At 56.9% G+C, this 19,234-nt stretch carries 15 protein-coding genes and 1 pseudogene; 10 read left to right on the forward strand and 6 right to left on the reverse strand.

All coding sequences use genetic code 11. The annotated features are described in order from the left end of the window. Positions 1-183: 183 nt before the first annotated feature. From ACPYOP_RS27970 to ACPYOP_RS27985, 4 genes are all read right to left on the reverse strand, one after another. Positions 184-1,176: an ABC transporter substrate-binding protein gene (locus ACPYOP_RS27970; RefSeq protein WP_481413529.1), complete on the reverse strand. Its 993-nt coding sequence runs from the start codon at positions 1,174-1,176 to the stop codon at positions 184-186. Between the two features lie 128 nt (positions 1,177-1,304). Further along, the gene (locus tag ACPYOP_RS27975) at positions 1,305-2,105 is read right to left on the reverse strand and encodes an ABC transporter permease (protein WP_481413530.1); all 801 of its coding nucleotides are present in this window, start codon (positions 2,103-2,105) and stop codon (positions 1,305-1,307) included. A 55-nt stretch (positions 2,106-2,160) separates the two neighbouring features. Continuing rightward, positions 2,161-3,066: an ABC transporter permease gene (locus ACPYOP_RS27980; RefSeq protein ID WP_481413516.1), complete on the reverse strand. Its 906-nt coding sequence runs from the start codon at positions 3,064-3,066 to the stop codon at positions 2,161-2,163. After that, on the reverse strand, positions 3,063-4,181 hold the full coding sequence (locus tag ACPYOP_RS27985; protein WP_481413517.1) for an ABC transporter ATP-binding protein: 1,119 nt from the start codon (positions 4,179-4,181) through the stop codon (positions 3,063-3,065). The genes ACPYOP_RS27980 and ACPYOP_RS27985 overlap by 4 nt, the downstream gene beginning before the upstream one ends. Before the next feature lie 255 nt (positions 4,182-4,436). Between ACPYOP_RS27985 and ACPYOP_RS27990 the strand changes: the two genes are divergently transcribed. The 5 genes from ACPYOP_RS27990 (at position 4,437) to ACPYOP_RS28010 (ending at position 9,800) form a co-directional block, all read left to right on the forward strand. Next, positions 4,437-5,120 (forward strand): GntR family transcriptional regulator, encoded by a 684-nt coding sequence (locus tag ACPYOP_RS27990; protein WP_481413518.1) that lies wholly within the window; start codon positions 4,437-4,439, stop codon positions 5,118-5,120. A 108-nt stretch (positions 5,121-5,228) separates the two neighbouring features. Beyond that, positions 5,229-6,578, forward strand: a complete 1,350-nt coding sequence (locus ACPYOP_RS27995; protein WP_481413519.1) for an aspartate aminotransferase family protein — start codon at positions 5,229-5,231, stop codon at positions 6,576-6,578. After that, positions 6,578-8,293 (forward strand): acetolactate synthase catalytic subunit, encoded by a 1,716-nt coding sequence (locus tag ACPYOP_RS28000; RefSeq protein ID WP_481413520.1) that lies wholly within the window; start codon positions 6,578-6,580, stop codon positions 8,291-8,293. Before ACPYOP_RS27995 ends, ACPYOP_RS28000 begins: the two co-directional genes overlap by 1 nt. Further along, a complete protein-coding gene (fabG, locus tag ACPYOP_RS28005; protein ID WP_481413521.1) occupies positions 8,290-9,066 on the forward strand; it encodes a 3-oxoacyl-ACP reductase FabG in 777 nt (258 codons plus the stop codon). Before ACPYOP_RS28000 ends, fabG begins: the two co-directional genes overlap by 4 nt. Positions 9,067-9,086: 20 nt before the next feature. After that, positions 9,087-9,800: a winged helix-turn-helix transcriptional regulator gene (locus tag ACPYOP_RS28010; RefSeq protein WP_481413522.1), complete on the forward strand. Its 714-nt coding sequence runs from the start codon at positions 9,087-9,089 to the stop codon at positions 9,798-9,800. Between the two features lie 425 nt (positions 9,801-10,225). On the opposite strand, the gene ACPYOP_RS28015 is transcribed toward ACPYOP_RS28010, so the two are convergent. After that, complete coding sequence (locus ACPYOP_RS28015) at positions 10,226-11,215, reverse strand: GGDEF domain-containing protein (RefSeq protein ID WP_481413523.1); 990 nt, start codon at positions 11,213-11,215, stop codon at positions 10,226-10,228. A gap of 206 nt (positions 11,216-11,421) precedes the next feature. On the opposite strand from ACPYOP_RS28015, the pseudogene ACPYOP_RS28020 reads away from it, so the two are divergent. From ACPYOP_RS28020 to ACPYOP_RS28040, 5 genes and pseudogenes are all read left to right on the forward strand, one after another. Then, positions 11,422-11,832, forward strand: a pseudogene (locus ACPYOP_RS28020) (hypothetical protein); the annotation flags it as partial. 524 nt (positions 11,833-12,356) lie between these two features. After that, positions 12,357-13,751 (forward strand): TolC family outer membrane protein, encoded by a 1,395-nt coding sequence (locus ACPYOP_RS28025; protein WP_481413531.1) that lies wholly within the window; start codon positions 12,357-12,359, stop codon positions 13,749-13,751. A gap of 29 nt (positions 13,752-13,780) precedes the next feature. Next, complete coding sequence (locus tag ACPYOP_RS28030) at positions 13,781-15,934, forward strand: type I secretion system permease/ATPase (RefSeq protein WP_481413524.1); 2,154 nt, start codon at positions 13,781-13,783, stop codon at positions 15,932-15,934. Beyond that, the gene (locus ACPYOP_RS28035) at positions 15,934-17,235 is read left to right on the forward strand and encodes an HlyD family type I secretion periplasmic adaptor subunit (protein ID WP_481413525.1); all 1,302 of its coding nucleotides are present in this window, start codon (positions 15,934-15,936) and stop codon (positions 17,233-17,235) included. Before ACPYOP_RS28030 ends, ACPYOP_RS28035 begins: the two co-directional genes overlap by 1 nt. Positions 17,236-17,243: 8 nt before the next feature. Continuing rightward, entirely contained in the window at positions 17,244-17,897 is a 654-nt protein-coding gene (locus tag ACPYOP_RS28040; protein WP_481413526.1) for a ribbon-helix-helix domain-containing protein, read from the forward strand. A 61-nt stretch (positions 17,898-17,958) separates the two neighbouring features. Here the strand turns inward: ACPYOP_RS28040 and ACPYOP_RS28045 are convergent, their stop codons facing one another. Further along, positions 17,959-18,909, reverse strand: a complete 951-nt coding sequence (locus tag ACPYOP_RS28045; RefSeq protein ID WP_481413527.1) for a transglutaminase-like cysteine peptidase — start codon at positions 18,907-18,909, stop codon at positions 17,959-17,961. Positions 18,910-19,234: the final 325 nt, after the last annotated feature.

The following is a 19,234-nucleotide window of genomic DNA, read 5'->3' on the forward strand; positions in this document are numbered from 1 at the left end:
CCGATAAAAGCAGGGCATTGGCTCGCTCGTCTCGGCCAGGCTGACTTCGTTTTGATTCATTCGCTTTAAACCGCCTCTTCTTTTGCGCGAATATCGGATGCGCTGGACGAACATGAACCGCCCGGTGTTTTTATGGCAGAGCGCTACTGCCGCCTAACGCCGACTGTGATCGATAATCGTTCGTCATCGTATCCAAGCGTTCCAACGCTGAAGCAGCATGGCGGCGTTGGCGTTGATCCATTCAGCATCAGGTATCACGATGTGGCTGTCGACATCCTCGGAGGTTGGCATTGTCTTCCTGACCTCTGCGGGGATCAATGCAACCGCATCGCTGCTGGGGGGTGTGCAGGATAGTATCGCGCAGGCCTTGGCTTGGGCATCGGGAGAGTTCAGCCAGAACGCGATCAGCTTCATTGCATTGTCGCGATGGGGCGCGCCTTTGATCAGTGCGATCCGGTCTCCAACCAGAAATGAAGCCTTGTAGGACCAGGCGATGGCCAGGCCCTCGCTTTGCATTGCCTTTGCTCGCGTCAGCCAGATTTGGCCAAGAGAATAATCTCCGTTGCGGAAGCCTTGTACACTTTGGTCGCCCGTCTTCCACCAGAGGGAGATTGCTGGGCGAATTTCATCGAGTTTTCTGAACGCACGATCGATATCGAGGGGAAAGAGCTTATCGCGGCTGACGCCATCGGCCAGCAGCGCCGCAGCCATCACTCGCCAGGGATCGTCGAAGTTGGGGAATGCTCGACCTCCAGGAAATTTCTTAATATCCCACATGTCCGCCCAGGTTTCCGGTGCTGGATCATCTGCTTTACCGATCCGGTAGGCGAGAAGCGTTGCCGTGGACTGAAGAAGGGCGCCTCCCGGAGCGCAGGCGTGGGGGCCCAAGTCCTTGCGGTCGATGAATTGGCGGCAGAATTCCGTAAGGTCTTCGGTTACTTCGCGATGCGCCTTTGAGGCCGCCTGTATTTCTCCATCAAGATACAGATCCCACGTAACATTACCTGTTTTCACCATTGCGTTGGCCTTGGCACGCATTTCAGCATTCGTGGCTACAACGACGACAACGTCGATGCCCGTCGCTTTGGTGAATGGATCGAACCAAGCGTCCTTGAGCGCCCGATCATAGGCACCGCCTGTAGAGGCGATAATGACCTGTTCGGTGGCTGTCGCCATTTGCGGGCAAGAGAAAGGCAACAGTATTGCCGCGGCTGTAGAGACAAATCGCCGGATCTGCGAAGAGAGGCTGGTCGGGCATTTAGATGACATGGACGTTTCCTCGTTTGAAACTGCTTGTATCGCGATCACTGGCCGGCCTTGCGGGCAGAGAAAAGCTGGATCGTTCCCATCAGAAGAAGGGAAATGGCGACCAGTACCGTGGACGCTGCCGCAATCACTGGTGTCAGGTTGAAGTCGATATCTTCGAACATCTTTCGGCCAATCGACTTCCCGCCGGTGTCGGAGATGAAAAAGGCAACGGTCGCTTCGTCGAATGATGCGAGAAAAGCAAAGACAGCCGCTGACGCTACACCGGGCGCAATATTGGGTAGGACGATTCGAAAGAACGTCTGCAAACGACTTGCACCACAGCCTAGGCTCGCAAGCTCCAGCATTGGATCGATCCGTTGGAGCGACGCAGTGACTGTAATCACCACGTAAGGGATCGCGAGCACGGTATGGGCAATCAAAAAGCCGGTAAAGTTACCGGTGAGCTGCAGCGGCGAGAATACCAGATAGAGAGCCACACCGAACACGATATGAGGGACGATCATCGGCGCGATCGAGAGCAGCTGGAACGCGTTCTTGAATGGAAGGTCGCCTCTGACGATGGCAAGCGATGCCATGGTGCCAATGATGGTGGCGCTGACGGTCGTCGCAACAGCGATCCTGACGCTGAACCAGGTCGCGGCCATCCAGTCCGGATCGGCGAAATAGACCCTGTACCAATGCAATGTCAGGCGCTCGGGCGGAAACTGTATATAGTCGGTCTGGCTGAGCGACATCGGAACGATGAGCAGCGTCGGCAAAATGAGAAAGAACAGGATGGCTCCCACGAGGAAACCGGCGCCCGAAATTACAGCCGCTCTGCCGAGGGGATGCAAAATTGCGGTTGCCGGCCCACCGGTGCCAGTGTCTGCCGGCGATAAGCTGGACGGTTGGTCAATGTACACTGCTAAATCCTTTGCTGAGGGAAAGCGCTTTGCGAAACATCACGATGAACAGGATCGTCATGGCGAGAAGCACCGTCGACAGAGCGGCCGCGAAGGGCCAATCAAGCAAAACAGTGGTTTGCTGGCCGATCAGATTTGCCATCAGCATTGATCCGGGTCCTCCGACAAGTGCAGGTGTGATGTAGAATCCGAGCGCCAGCACGAAACACATCGTCGCTCCTGCAAAGATACCCGGTAGGCTCAAAGGCAAGGTCACATGAAGAAATGCCCGAATCGGCCCCGCTCCGAGGTTACGCGCGGCGCGGACATAGTCGTTGGGAAGCAGTCGCAGGGCGGAAAAGATCGGCAGGATGACGAAGGGCAACAGCACATGGGTCATGGCGAGAACAACGGCGCCTTGCGTATACAGCAGTTTTAGCGGTTCATCCGTCAAGTTCATCGATGTGAGAACGGAATTTATGATGCCTCGCCGCTGGAGCAATACGATCCAGGCATAGGAGCGGATGAGCACCGAAGTCCACAAGGGGATGAAAACGCATGCGGCAATTATCACGGCCAGCTTTCCTTTGAGACGGGCCATGGCCAACGCAACCGGATACGCTGCCATCACGCTGCAAAGGGTGACGCAAAAGGCGATCCCAATTGTATTGGAAAGAACAGATACGTAGAGGGAATCACTCAGGAAGCGCCCATAGGTCGCTGCGGGGCCGCCAACGAAGCTGAGCGCAATCAGTCTGACCAGAGGATAAAGGAAGCCGATTGCGGAGATCGTCAGGAGCGGTGTGGCCAAGAGCCATGATGATAGGGCCGCATAGGACCGCGCCGAGCGCGGCTGCAGCCAATCGTGCAACCGGTTTCGGTGTCGCTGTGTCGAGGAAGTTGCTGTAACGCTCATGCTGCAAATGCCTCCCCGACTGGAAAGATTTGTCCCCTTGCTTCATCGATAACGACATCAACGCCTCTTGCGACCTCAAGGGATACAGCGTGATTTGCCGGCATCTGCACGCGCAGAACGACGTCTGGAAGTCCGGTCAGGCGGACGAGCAGAATTTGGATCGAGCCGAGGAACACAGATGCCTCGACAACGCCGGCCAACGAGCTCTCGCCTCCTTGGCCACGTGGCGCTAGCCGAATATGTTCAGGTCTGATGGCAAGATGGATTGCGGTTTTCGTCGGTATGTCGATTCTGCGGTCAGTGGGGATTGCTGGTGTTCGAAAAGACAAGTTTGCTGCCATTTGAACGATGTGGTCAGTGCCCTCGGTTCCCATGTGGATGCAGGGCACAAAGTTCATGGCACCGATGAAGTCAGCGACGAAGGCGTTGGCAGGCCTCTTGTACAGGCCGGCAGGTGTATCGATCTGTTGGAGTTCGCCCTGCCGCATCACCGCGACGCGATCAGACATCGCCAAGGCTTCTTCCTGATCATGGGTGACATAGATGATCGTCGCGCCGAGCCGTTGCTGAAGACGTTTAAGTTCGAATTGCATCGCTTCGCGCAGTTTTTTGTCGAGCGCTCCGAGCGGCTCGTCCATGAGAATAACAGGTGGATCAAAAACAAGTGCGCGGGCAACCGCGACGCGCTGCTGTTGCCCTCCCGAAAGCTGGTTGGGGTAGCGGTCGCGATGATCGCAGAGCTGAACGAGCTGAAGGATCTCTTCGACGCGAGATTTAAGTGGAGCACCTGACAGGAGCCTGCGCATTTTCAGCGGAAATGCGATGTTCTGCGCGACCGTCATATGCGGAAACAAAGCATATCTTTGAAAGACCATGCCAATGTCACGGCGGTTGGGCGGCAGCGGCGTGACATCCTGGTTGCCTATGCGGATCGCCCCAGCCGTCGGCGTCTCAAAACCTGCAATCATCGTCAAAAGCGACGTCTTGCCAGATCCAGAAGGACCAACAATCGAGACGAACTCACCTGGTTCAATTTCCAGATCCGTCTTCCTGACAGCCCAAACGTCTCCATAGCGCTTCTGGAGCCCGGATAGGATTAATCTACGGCCAATCAAATTCTTGTCCTCCTTCAGTTTATTTTGGAATTCCCCGGTTTTTGATCGTCAGCATTAGCCATGCGCGAACGGTGCTAGGCTTTGGTGGAACGCCCTATGGCTCGCTTGGATGCAAAATTCATTGGATCAACAGCCTCGTGACAGGCACGGGACTGGCTGCTAAAGCTTTTTTTGATGTGACAATCGCTTTGCGAAAACTTCACATAATCTTTTTGTTGCATCAAAATATGATGCTGTCAACATGAGGAATGCGAAATGGTCGTGGATCCGGGTGTGGTTTTGGATCGGCAGGCTGGTGGGCTGGGGGATTCCGCCTATCGGGAAATGAAGGAACGCCTGATCCGTGGCGTCTATGAGCCTGGTTACAAGATGACAGTGCGCGCCGTCGCTGAGGATCTGGGAGTCAGTTCGACGCCCGCTCGCGATGCGATCAATCGCCTGACCAGTGATGGCGCCCTGGTTTATGCCGGCCCGAAGACGGTCATCGTCCCGATCTTGAGTGAATCGGATCTGAAGGAAATAACCTTGATCCGGCTCGCTTTGGAGGGCTTGGCTGCCGAAAAGGCGGCGCAGGAGGGGTCGCATCAAGTAATTGAAAATTTGCGAGAATTACAAAGAAAGATCAATTCTGGCCTGGAGGAAAAAGACTATACGGCAGTGCTGCGATACAACAAGGAGTTCCACTTCTCGATATATCGTCTCGCGCGCCTTCCTCATCTAATTACCATGATCGAAGGTCTCTGGTTGCGCGTTGGCCCATCGCTTTACAACCTCTATCCTGAATTCGCCGAGGAAAAGCAAGGCGTGCGCAATCACGAAATGGCAATGGAGGCTCTTGCGGAGCACGATGGTTCCGCCCTGAGGGCGGCTTTTGAGAACGATATTCGCGACGGCTATCGCTGCCTCCTGCGCGCTGCACGGGAAAATCTGAGCACTTAGTAGGGAAATTTTGTTGCATTGACTTGACGTTTTCTAATTTTGTTGCAACAAAAATACAAAGGCGATGCAAAGATGCACGTCTGAACTTGCAACGGAAAGCATCCTGTCATGTTTACAAACAACGCTCAGGGACGAGGCTGGTCGGCCGTACGCGCCCGGTCGAGTCACCTCCATGGTCGCGGAAAGCGCGTCTTTCCAACTGGCCTCACACGGTCGACGATCGAAAAAGATCCCATCCCGATCTATGTCGTGAAAGGCGAGGGCGCCCATGTCTTTGATGTGGACGGAAACCGCCTGCTGGATCTCAACAACAACTTCACCACACTCATCCATGGCCACGGCTTCCAGCCTGTCATGGAGGCCGTGGCAAAGGTGCTGAAAGCAGGCACCTGCTTTGCCAATCCTACCGAGCATGAAATAGCGCTGGCCGAACTTTTGGTGTCGCGTATTCCGGCGATCCAACAGCTGCGCTTCGTCAACAGTGGCACCGAGGCGGTGATGTTCGCCATAAAGGCCGCGCGCGCTTTCACGCGCCGCCCGGCGATAGTTCGTTTCGGCGGTGCCTATCACGGTGCCTACGACTGGGCCGAGGCGGGTCAGCATGTCGTCGTTGAAGATGACGGCAAGCGCGTGGCAAAGCCCAACTATCCCGGCGCCCCAGCAGAGATTGCCGGAAATGTCGTCGTGCTGGATTTCAATGACGCCGTCGGGATGGAACAGGCGATAGCAGCAAGAGCCGATGATATCGCCGCCATTCTCATCGATCCAATGCCAAGCAGGGCAGGTCTGCTGCATCCGACAGAAGATTTCCTCGCTGCCGTTTCCGCCGTTGCGCGCAGGTTCGATATCTTGGTGATCGCCGACGAAGTCCTCAATCTCAGGCAAGGTTATGCCGGCGCTTCAGCGCGATATGGCCTTACGCCGGATCTGATCACCATCGGGAAGATCATTGGCGGCGGCTTTCCCATCGGGGCGATTGGTGGCAGGCAAGACGTCATGGCGGTGTTTGGGACCGACGACGGGGCGCCCCTGGTTTCGCAGGGCGGCACGTTTTCCGCCAATCCCGTCTCCATGGTAGCCGGCAAGGCCGCAATGGAGTTGATGACGCTTGACGCCTTCGATCGCCTCGAACAGCTCGGAGATCGCCTACGCGACGGTCTGGTCGAAAAGGCCCTGAAATGGCAGGCGCCGTTTTCGATCTCCGGAGCGGCGTCATTGTTCCGCATACACCCCAAGAGGACCGTGCCGACAAGCTACCAGGCTGCGATGATGCAGTCACACGAGGTTGAAGTGATGCGGGCGCTCTCGCGCCATTTCCTGGCATGCGGGATCTTGCTGCCGTTCGACGCGGCCGCTTGCCTATCGACGCCGATGTCCGATGTTGATGTCGAAAGCATCGTCGCGGCTTTTGACGATTTTCTGGACAAGAACAGCCACACGGAATGGGAGGAACGCTAATGGATGGAACGTCAGTTGTCGGCACGGTCGCCGATCGGATTGCCCAAGGGCTCGAACGGCACGGTGTCGAGGCGATCTTTGCTCAAAGCCTGCCGTCGGCCCTAATCCTTGCCGCGGAGGCGCGCGGTATTCGCCAGATCGCCTATCGGCAGGAAAACATGGGCGGTGCCATGGCAGATGGCTATGCCCGTCTCTCAGGCAAGGTTGGGGTGGTTGCGGCTCAGAACGGTCCGGCTGCGACCTTGTTGGTGCCGCCCCTTGCGGAATGCCTGAAAGCCAGCATCCCGGTCGTTGCCTTCGTACAGGACGTCGAGCGCGATCAGACCGATCGGAACGCTTTTCAGGACTTCGACCAGATCGCCTTGTTTCAATCCTGCACGAAATGGGTTCGGCGTGTGACAGTCGCAGAACGCATCGACGACTATGTCGACGCCGCCTTTACCGCCGCGACGTCGGGCCGCGCCGGACCCGTCGCCCTACTGTTGCCTGCTGACCTCTTGCGCGCGGCGATGCCGCTCGTCGAAGCCAAACGCCTGCGCAGTCTTGGACAATGGCCGCTCGACAGGCCACGCCCATCGGATCGGGATTTACAGCACGCAGCCACGCGCATTGCCACTGCGCGTTCACCAATCGTCCTTGCCGGCGGTGGCATCCATTGCGCAGGCGCCGCGGGCGAGTTGGCGCTTCTACAGGAGGAGGCGAGTTTGCCGGTATTCACCACGAATATGGGGAAGGGCGCCGTCAGCGAATTTCATCCTTTGTCGGCCGGCGTGTTGGGCTCGCTCGTTGGTCCGCGCTCGCTCGGCTTCCACAGCCGTGAACTCCTTTCGCAAGCCGATCTGGTCGTCCTTGTCGGGACGCGCACCAACCAGAACGGTACCGACAATTGGAAGCAGATACCGGCGCAAGCAAGCGTGATCCACATTGACATCGATCCAACCGAAATAGGCCGAAACTACGAGGCCCTTCGCCTCGTTGGCGATGCCCGGGAAACATTAGCGGCATTGCGCTCAGCGCTTCAAGTTTGCGACCTTGCGCTCAGGCGGGATTTACGCGGCGCCCTCGAAGCAAGGATCGCCTCGTTCTGGCGGGCCTTCGACGAGATGAGGGACGTTCAACTCGGATCGGCCGCTTCTCCCATTCGCCCTGAACGGATCATGGCGGAGTTGCAGCCCTGGCTCGAACGCGACGTCGCAGTCGTCGCCGATGCGAGCTATTCATCAATGTGGGTCCTCGGGCAATTACGGGCGCCGCGGGCAGGCATGCGGTTCATCACACCGCGGGGTCTGGCTGGGCTTGGATGGGGATTCCCGCTTGCGCTGGGGGCCAAGGCAGCCGAACCGAAGCGCCCCGTGGTCGCGGTGGTCGGTGATGGCGGTTTCGCCCATAGTTGGGCAGAGCTCGAGACGATGATGCGCATGCGTCTGCCCGTGACCATAATCGTTCTCAACAATGGCATCCTTGGTTTCCAGCGGGATGCCGAAACCGTGAAATTTGGCAGCTACACCTCTGCGTGCCATTTTGCCGAGGTCGATCATGCAGCAATTGCGAAGGCGTGCGGATGTGCCGCTGTTCGCGTCGAGAATCCGGCGGAAATCGCGCCGGCGCTGAAACGTGGTATCGAAGGAAATGAACCGCTCCTCATCGAGGTGATGACGGATCCTGAGGCGCATCCGTCATTGTCTCTATTTGCAGCCATGGATCACGCTGCATGACGGCGGTCTCTCGGCAAAGGTTGGCCCTCGTTACGGGTGGCAGTTCCGGGATCGGCCTTGCGGTCGTGTCACAGTTGCTGAACCACGGCTACAAGGTCGCCTTTTTCGGCCAGCGCCGCGATCACGTCACATCGGCAGAACAAATGCTCTCGGCGCGGTTCGGCGCCGAGAGCATTTTTGCGAGGACCGTCGATCTGACCAAGCCAGCGCGGATACGCGCTTTTTTCCGTATATTGGAGCGAGCGTGGGCCATGCCGGATATCCTTGTCTGTAATGCGGGAATCTCCCCCAGGGGCGAATCCGGCCCGACGCCATTTACGCAGATCACCATGGAGGAATGGCAATCTGTTCTCGCGGTCAATCTGACGGGGACGATGCTGTGCTGCCAGGCGGTGCTGCCGCATATGACGCTGCATGGGTTTGGTCGCATCGTGCTCGTCGGCTCGATCGCGGGACGTACGATCCCGCGCATCGCGGGTGCGGCCTATGTTACATCCAAATCAGCTCTCGCCGGGTTAGCCCGATCGCTGGTGGCTGTTGCAGCCGGTCACGGCGTAACCGTCAATCTCGTAGCGCCGGGGCGGATCGCAACGCAAATGGCTGGCCCGATCGACAGCGAGCTTAACAAACTCGCGATCGCGCGTATTCCGGTGGGGCGCATGGGAAGACCAGATGATGTCGCGGCCGCCATTCGATTTCTCATCTCTGAAGAAGCAGGTTTCATCAACGGCGCGATCCTGGACATCAATGGCGGCGAATTTGCCCCGCTTTAGGATGATCGGGAGGAGGAGACATGCAATTTCGTGTTCTGATCCACTCGCAAGATGTGCAGATGTTTCTGCTTCTCCAACACATCCTCGCGACCGAAGGTTTTTTCGCATCATCCGTGGCGAATCTCGAAGAGATGGAAAGCGAGCTGGCCGACGGTGGTGTGAGAGCTATCATGATCGATTGCGCGACCGCTGAATTGAACCCTTCCCAATTACATTTGCTCAAGCTTGCGCACTCGAAGGTCGTCTTTACACTTTTGCGCGATCGGCATGATCGCGCCTTTGACGACACAAGGGTCGATTTTGTCCTTATCCGTCCGTTCGATCCTGTGCGCCTCATCGAATTGTTTCGTCGTCTACGGCTCGACGCGCTGATTGAATTGGGTGGCGCGAAGGACGTCGCCAACATTCTTCGCTTTGCGGATCTCGAAATGAACACCGTTGCCGCAAGGGTGCGCCGTAACGGCCACGAGGTCGTACTTACCGCATTACAGTTTCGGCTCTTGCGATATCTCTTGAGTGATCCAGAAATTGTTCGAAGTCGCGAGGAGCTCATCGCTGCGGCTTGGTCAGCCGCAATCGATGTGGAGCCGCGAACTGTGGATATCCACATGGGTCATATTCGACGAGCACTTCGGAGGTTGGGTCCTGATCTCATTCGTACCGTTCGCTCGCAAGGCTACGCATTGGCTCTCGATCCTAATCGCACAAGTGAAATTGCTACCGGTAATATGTAAGTTATTGGTCGGCGATGTCCGTTCATTACCCGCGAGCCGAATCCGGATGTTCTGGTGCCGTTGGGTGCAGCCGTTGCGTGGCTCCTGTGGGCATAGGAGTTCCTGTACCCAGAAGAGCGCCAGCGCGAGCAGAAGACGAAGATCTTGAAGCTGCCTACTGCGGAAGCGCGCGAAGAAGGAGAAAGACGGTCGCTTGCATCTTGTTTCCGTTCATCGCGGACACCTACCAGTTATGATGTTTCTGCGGAAACATCATAACTCGCTGACCCCTTTAGCGCTCGCGGGAGCCTGCTGGCTATCGGAAGTTAGAGGCACGTCTCATCTTACGACCTGTCTTCCCTACCAGCCGGCTTTGACGCCGCATCAAGACGGGTCTCGCCGTTCGGGCTCATGCCGCTGCTGCCGTGGCGGTGGGGCCGCCAGCCTCATGCGGCCGGCAGCACCCTGATCGGGAAATCGTCGCTCTCGTCGTCGTTCTCGAAAGCCATTTGGTCGGCGAGCTTACGGAGGTGGTTGAAGTCGGCCGGGCCGTCGAAGGAGATGCCGCCGAGGCGGATGACGACGGAAAGCGGCGCGCCGTCGGCGCTGAAGGTGGCCGCGGAGACGCCCGCGCGGATGCGGGTACCGATGTCGTGAGCGTTCTCGATCGTGGCGCCAGGAAGGAAGATACCGAGTTCGTTGGTCGCGAGCCGTGCCACGAGATCGCCCTGACGAACCGAGGACTGGATGATCGAGGCAAGCGATTGCATCACCGTGTCGGCCCATTGCAGCCCGTAGCGGCGGCCGATGTCGTCGAGCGTATCGAGGATAACGGCGATGACGATGCCGCCGGCATCGGCGGCGACATGCTTGCGCCGGTCGACAAAGTGCTCGACGGCCGCGGCAAAGGCCGTACCGTTCAGCGTCTTCGTTACACTGTCGTAGCGCGCCGCCTGGGTGGCGTTTTCCTGCATCTTGCGAACGACGCTGTTTTTGAGCTGTAAGGCAAAAAGCAGCGGAAAGGCCACAAATGCGGAAATAAGTGCTGCACCGACAAATCCGACCAAAAATGGTCGATCCGGCATCAATAAGTTTAATATAAGTACAAGACCAACCGAACTGACCACGGCGCACAGCGCGCCGAGCGTGGCCGTCCGCAGGGCTTTGAAAATGGTGGCGGAGGGATGTCCCCGTTGTAGAATCATATCGGAGTTATCCCCGTTCTGTAATTCAGTATAAGCTAAACAGAGGCCTGACAAAACCGGCTTAAGAAATCCTGTAAAATTTATTGCTTTGCACCGTTGTTTCCACGAACTAACTGCCTTCGAATAAATATCCGGAATCATTGTTTGCGCTTGGTGCCTGGTTTGCGACAGAGCCCAGCCCTTGATCTCGATCCGTGGTCCTGCGCATGCTTCATCTTCAGCGAGTGACATGGGAGATTACGATATCGATCCGCACAACAAGCAATTGTTGTTGCAGCGTCTCGGGTTATCACATGATGCTTTATTTGCAGGTGAAGAAAGCGGAGGTGGGATGATGCTTCCCGGCTTGGGCCCCCAAGCGAGGTGGCCGAGAAGATGAAGGTTCTGAAGCGGGAGAACCGCGAGCTTTGGCAGGCCGATGAGATAGACCGGATCTCCTCGTTGTTCCGTTTCGCGGGCCGGTCTGGACAAGTTTGCAGAAGCTGAAAAGTGGCGTCGTGGACGCCACGCTGGTCGCGCAAGTGGCTCTCAACGAACTTGGGCTGGGGCAAGCGGCAACTGGGATCGTGAACCCTCGCCACTTTCCTCCAGCGCCGGCGCAAGGCGCCATATGCATAGAAAGCTCAGTTGCAAACAGCCTGGTGACCGAACTGATATCCGTGCCTGATGGCAGCGGACTGGTGCTACGTGGAATGACAATCGAACCAGCCAGAAGCCATCAAAGAACGGCTATTTTCAGGTGGCGGCGATCCGCGGCCGCGGCAAGCGGCGGTTCGGCTACAAGACTTCTGCTTTCGAGTAGACAAACTCTGTTGAAGCCGAACGCGATAACGGCGTGCTTGGTGTGATCGACAGCGTCAGCATCGGCACCGCGAAAGAAATAGAGGCACCTTTGTAAGTGATTTGGTAACGAAGATCGACAAAGACGGCAACACGGAAACAAACGTAATTACTGACACTTACCTTGATGGCACTGTCTCACCTTTGGCTGAATCTGCGACGCCGATGAGTATTTCCTAATATTTCAGAACTTTTCGACTGTCTTAAATTGAATTTTTACACGTCGTGATGGCTGGCGCCATGTACATTCTCCGCGTGGTTGGAGGTCATAATTGTTGCGATCATGAGACAGCGGCACGCGACCCTGTGAATAGTCCAAAAATAGTCATTAGATTTCGACCGCAAAGGCTTGCGCTCTTCGATATTAACTGTTTCAGGAGATTAAATCGGAATCTATTTTGCAAGTAGATGTGATGTCGTCTACGCTTGTAGATAAATAAGACTTATAAAATGTATCTGCTAAAGTATAATTTGGGGAAGGGACGTAGCTTTGGTTTATAAGACGCGATTGATGGCGGCAATCGGTATTTCGATGGCCATAAGTTCTTTATCAAGCGGTTCTGCTGGCGCCATGACATTGCAGCAGGCAATCGATAAGACAATGAAAACTAATCCCCAGATTATGCAGGCAGCGCAAAATCGGGAAGCAACCGAGTTTCAACTGCGCCAGGCGAGGGGGCTTTACCTGCCCTCAGTCGACCTGGAGTCCGGTTATGGTCGCCGTAGACTATCGGATGTCACATCCGGCGCCCTGTCACGCACTCATGATTATCTGAATCCGGCAGATGTAAGCTTGACTATTACACAGACTTTGTTCGACGGCGGCGACCGCAAAGCGCAGAAGGACAAGCAGGCGGCTCGTGTCGACGGCGCATCCTTCCGCGTCCAACAGCGCTCGGAAGCTTTGGCGCTCGAAGTGACCCAGAATTATCTTGAATATCAGCTGCAGATGGAGATCGTGGCGGCTGCTGAAAAGAACGTCGCCTTCCACAAGCAGATGGTCGGAAATATCGAGGATAGCATCAAGGGCGGCGCCCTCACTGATGCCGATCGTCTTCAGGGCGGTGAACGCCTGCAGGCGGCTAATGCTCGCCTTCAGGAAGCGAAAAAGGAGCTCGACGCAACAAAGATCCGCTTTCTCCAGGTTGTCGGTGAGTCGATCAGTAATGCGAGCCGGCCGGCTTCCGTAGCGCGTTACCTTCCTAAGACGTTGGACGACGCAGTCTTCATCGCTCAAAAGAATAACCCGCAGATCTCGTCGGCCAAGGCTGATGTCAATGCTGCTGACGCAGACGTGCGCGGTTCCAAGTCTGCGTTCCTGCCGCGGCTAGACCTCGTCGGCAGCGCTCGCATTGGTGACGATGTCGACGGCAATAAGGGCAACACCAGCGACGTCCAGGTCGGGGTCGTTGCCAAATGGAACCTCTATCATGGCGGCATCGATACCGCCCATCAACAGGAGATGGTTCGTCGCGCCGCCGAACAGCGTTTTGCGCTGAGCCAGACTTACCGCGAGGTCGACGAGTCCGTCCGCTCCGCCTGGAGCGAGCGTACCAACGAGGCTCAGTTAGCGCATATCTTAGGCGGGCAGGAAAAGACGAACGCCCAGCTCGTCACGTCTTACCGCGAGCAGTTCAAGGTCGGTCAGCGCTCGCTGCTTGATCTCCTGGATGCCCAGAACACTCGCTTCAACACCGAGATTTTGGCCAAGACGGCGGAAGTTGCATCCCTTTTTGCCGAATACAAAATCCTCGCAGCATCGGGCAGCCTATTGTCGACGATGAAACTGAAACCGGTCGATCAGGCGACGCCTTATGCCCGTGATCAGTTCGCTGTTTCGTCGAATACGGCCGATCCTGGATATACCAGATACGACTCGCATCAGAAGCCCGGCCTGCCGATGGATCTGCTCGAGCCTATTCGTTAATCGTTACGATCCGAATTGGAAAGTCCTTCATGTTGAACGTGGCACCTGACGTGTCTGCGAGCATATCGTTGCTGACGTTCAAGTCGGCATTTAAATCGGTCGCTGCGTTTTACGGCCGGCCGAGCTCGGATACGGTGCTCTTTTCGGGCATTCCGGACGAAATACTGGAAGCCATGGAGCTGGACGATGTGGAACAGCTGTCGGAACGCGTCGGTCTGCAGGTCCTGAAGCATACGGAAAGAGATTGCCGGCTGGGCAATTTTGACTGTCCCGCCATCGTCACCTTCGCTGGTGGCGGTGTTTTGCCATTGCTCGAAATGACTGAAAACGGTTCCTACGTCACTGAGATCGCGTCAGTCGTTGGGACGCCCGCCTGCTTGACGCGGGAGGAGCTTACGGCGCTCAATCCGCAATCGGCATTTGCCTTTACGCTCTATTACCAGAATTCTTCGGATGAAGCGCGCGTCGGCCATGCCATGGAGATCGAGAAGCGTCACTGGCTGGCAACCGCGCTGGTGCCCTATTGGCGAACCTATGCCCGCGTCATGCTGGCGGCGCTGTTCATCAACATTATCGCGCTGGCCTCGCCGCTTTTTACCATGAACGTCTATGATCGGGTCCTGCCAAACAAGGCATTCCCGACGCTCTGGGTACTGACCGCCGGCATCTCTTTGGCCTATCTCTTCGATTTTCTACTGAAAACAGCCCGCGCATCGCTGATCGACTATGCGGGCCGCAAGGCGGATTTGCGGCTGTCGCAGTTGATCTTCGACAAGATCCTGAATTCGACCCTGGCGTCCCGTCCGATGTCGACCGGAGAATACGCCAATCGCGTGACCCAATATGAATTCGTGCGCGAATTTTTCACTTCGAACACGATCGGAGTGCTGATTGACAGTCTTTTCGTCGTGATCTTCCTGGTCGTCATCTATTTGATCGCTGACTGGCTCGTGATCATTCCAGCCGTCGCCTTCGTTCTGTCAGTGACAATCGGGCTCGTTGCGCAGGCCCAGATCGGCAAGCGCATGGCAACGGCCACGAACGAGGCATCGCGCCGCCAGTCGATGCTCGTTGAGACGATTTCGACGATAGAGACATTGAAGAGCCTGCGCGCCGAAGCGACCATGCTGCGCCGCTGGCAGGAACTCACGAAATATTCGAGCCGCACCAGCGAGGATATCAAGCACATCTCGTCGAGCGCCATCAACATGACGATGTTTCTCCAGCAAATGGTCAGTGTGCTTATCGTCGTCGCGGGCACCTATGAATTTGCCGATGGAAAAATCGCCATGGGTGCGATCGTCGCCACCGTCATGCTGGCGGGCCGCGCCGGTGCGCCTTTCGGGCAGATCGCCATGACGCTTGCGCGGTTCCGCCAGGCCACCATGTCCCTGCGTATTCTCGACAAGATCATGGAGCAGCCCGATGACCGGCCGTCGACTGTCGGCTTCGTCAATCGGCAGATCACTGGTGGCGGATTCAGCTTCCAGAACGTTTCCTTCCAGTATCCTGGCTCCGATCAGGCGGTCATCAATCAGCTTTCCTTCACGGTTGCACCTGGCGAAAAGATCGGGATCATCGGCCGCATCGGCTCTGGCAAGACGACGCTCGGCCGGCTTCTCGACGGGCTGTTCCAGCCGGCCAGCGGTCGCGTGCTGATCGATGGCGTCGATATACGCCAGTATCACATGGCCGAGGTGCGCGCCGCCGTTGCTGTCGCCGGCCAGTCGTCGGACTTGTTCTCCGGCACGGTGAAGGAAAACCTGCTGCTCGGCCGCGCTGATGCCAGCGACGAGGAACTATTGGCCGTTTCGCGCATGACCGGCGTTGAAGAGTTCGTTGCCCTGCACCCACGCGGGTTCGACATGCCCGTCGGCGAGCGCGGCGCGAACCTCTCGAACGGCCAAAAGCAGGCGTTGACCATAGCTCGGCTGCTCCTGACCCGGCCGAAGATCGTCTTTCTTGACGAGCCGTCCGGGGCAATGGATTTGGCAAGCGAGCGCCATCTCATCAGCAAGCTGACCCAAGCATTCGGCCCGCAAACCACACTGCTCGTTGCAACCCATCGTCACAGCATGCTGGAGCTCGTCGACCGGCTGATCGTCATCGACAAGGGTCGCATCATCGCCGATGGACCAAAGAACGCGGTCATCGAGGCGATGCAGCGAAAGGCGGTGCAATAATGCGAGCCTCTCGCCACAACATCCACGACAATCCGCCATTCTTCGCGCGGCTGATCCTCGGCCTTTGTGCCCTGATGATCGTTGCTTTCATCGCGTGGGCGGCCTTTGCCGATATCGACGAGATCGCACGCGGCGAAGGGAAGGTTATACCGGTATCGAAGACGCAGATCGTGCAATCGTCCGAGCCTGGTATCGTCCAGGAGATCAACGTCAATCTCGGGCAGGTCGTCCATAAGGGCGATATGCTGGTCCAGCTCGACAATACGACGACGGCGTCGACGCTCGGTGAATCGGTTGCCAAGGCTCGCGCGCTCGGTGCCAAGGTTGAGCGCCTGGCCTTGGAGGAGGCGGGTGCCTTGGACGCACAGTTCGTCTGCCCGGCTGATATTCTTGCCACTGCAAAAAACGTCTGCGACAACGAGGAAAAGCTCTTCGAGGCGGATCGCGCATCCTATAGGAACAAGCTCGATGTTCTCGATCAGCGCCTGAAGCAACATCAGAACGAGCTGGAAGAAGCCCACGCCAACATAGACCGCCTGACGCAGAACATAGTCGGCGCCCAGAAGCAATATGATCTGCTGAAGCCGCTTGGTGAGAAAAAGCTCGTTGCTCAAACGGAAGTCCTCAAAGTCCAGCGAGAGCTTGTCGACCTGCAAGGGCAGCTTAAAGTCTATGTCGAAAGCCTCGATCGCCTGCAGTCAGCCGTCAAGGAGGCGACATTACAGGTTGGCGACCTTGGACTACAGCTGCGCCAGCAGGCCCTGACCGACAAGGGCCAGGCACTGTCGGAACTTTCGGTCGTCGACGAGACGATCCGCGGGGCATCCGATCGGGTCAAGCACACGGATATCCGGTCGCCGGTGGACGGCATCGTCAATACGCTGGAGGTCAATACGATCGGCGCCTACGTCGACGCCGGCAAGGTCATTGCTGGTGTCGTCCCGACAGCGGATACTCTGCTGATCGAGGCGAAGATCTCGCCCCGCGATGTTGCCTTTGTGCGTATCGGCCAGCCGGCGATCATTAAGATCTCGGCCTATGATTTCTCGATCTTCGGCGCTCTGGACGGCAAGGTCGTCAACGTATCCGCCGACAGCCTTGTCGAAAAGGACAAGAACGAAACCTATTACCTCGTGCGCATCAAAACCGACAAATCGGCGCTGGAGCGAGACGGCAAGCATTATCCGATCATCCCCGGCATGGTGGCTTCAGCCGAGATCCTGACAGGCCACAAGGCAATTCTCACCTATTTGATGAAGCCGATCAACAAGGCGCGCTCCGAGGCGCTCACGGAACGGTGAGGGCAGCCATGCGCAAAGGAGCCGGGAAGGACGAAGCGGCAATGACAGTCCGGGAGGAAGCCTTGCCCTCGGTCGATGGTGACGAGCTGGAGCCGCGTTTCCGCGCGGTAACGGGCGGCGGCGAGCGCCGTGGCATTCGCCTGGAGCGCATCTATTGGGATGGTCTCGGACGAATGGCAGAGGCCGGCGGTATCAGCATCGGCGACCTAGTGTCCACCACGGCAGCCGAAATGCCGGAAACGGGCAACCTCACCTCCTTGTTGCGCGTGCTGAGCTTCAAATGGGCGCTGAGGCGCCTCGATGCCGTCGAAGATCTCGCATCGCTGACCAATCTCAATGCAGTCCTTCAAGCGTCGCCGACGCCAGCCGTGGTGCTGACGCAGGAACGCGGGGTCAAGCTCTTCAACGACGCCTTCCTGAAGATGCTGCGCCATCGCCTGCCGATGATCGATGATGTCCAGCAGACGGCGCGCACGTTACGCCTGTCGATCGACACCCAGATCCAAGAGGTGCTTTCCGTCCTATCGCTCAATCGGGGTAAGACGCTGAACACTGGATTCAAGATCGGTCTCGGCCAGCAATCGCTGACGGGCCAGATCAATCTGGCATTGGCGCCGACACACGAGGCGTTGATGCTGATCGGCTATCTTTCCGTCTCCTGAGAATGCCATTGCTTTCGTTATGCGCGAGGCTTGCCCCGGAATGCCAAGGTGGCAGGTTCGATTAGCGAACCTCGCCTTCACCGGGGACCACCTTGGCGAGCGGCACTGCGGCGGCAACCGCTTGTGCATGAGGATCGCGCGAACCGTGCAGATAGCCGCGACCTGCAACGATCGAATAAAGCGGCAGATATTCGGCAATCCGTTTGTCCGACAAGACCTCGTCGCGCATGTTGTCGAGGATAAGATTGTTACCGTTGACGGAGACTGACAGGACCGCGTGGTAAAAATGCCGCTGCTGGTCGAATAGGACGACCAGTGTCATATGGTCGAGATCGATACCTGCCTTATAGAGTGCTGCCATCTTCAGGATGGCGTAGTCTTCGCAGTCGCCCTGCTGATGCGACAGCGCTTCGCTCGGCTTCGCCCAGTAATCCGCCACATGATAGGTGTCCATGTCGCTGGCGTAGCGGATGACACGGTTGACTGTGTAATTTATCATATTGATCTTGTCGCGGATCGAAGCGCCGGCAATCTTTGTTTCAGCGGCCGCGACGACGGTTTCGGCTGCATTGCATCCACCTGCTCCGCAATCGAGCGATTTACCCGACCGGATTTCGGCGAGCGGGCCCGCGAAACTGTCGAGTGCAGCAAGATGCTTGAATGGAATGGCGACGGTTCCGAAGACCGAGTCGCCTAAAGGAGCTATGCTTGGCTTCGCGGGTCTCACCGGTTCAGACGCGATCAAGTCATTATGCGGAAGACCGCCCGGCGCAACCGCGAGGCTCTTGTTAAACGCCGCAAGGCCGACGCTGCTGATCGCCTGTACAGCGTTTTTGAAGGTTGGCGCGAAGAGATCGATAGCGGTATCGACCAGCGGCGCCTGAAGCAGCCTGACAACGGGGCGGACGGTATCGCCGGCCGCCGCCATGCTAATGGTCGGCGACGATAGACCGAAGGCAAAGGAAGCTGCAACAAGTGCCGAAAGTATAGTTTTTTTGTTCTTGTATGCCATTGGCGCTAAATTCTCCCTGATTGAGAGAATAGTGCGCGATACTTCTGAATATGCCGTTCGGATATATAGATAAATTAAGTATAAATTAGGAGATCAAATAAGTATAAATTTGTACGGAATGCGATGGGAAACTATTAAGGATGATTTTGGCAAGGGTATTGAAGTCCTGACGCGGAATGGATGAAACGGCGCTGTCGCGATAGAGGACAGCGTCTCTCGTTACCTATTTGCTCGATGGAGCCTGCCTGCTTTAGAGCGGGATGAATTTAAGCCCGTTCATAGCCAGCGTTTATGAAGTAGTTTGAGCATTCTTGTGGCGCAATGG

It is taken from the genome of Rhizobium sp. KNZ2-6A, assembly GCF_056755475.1.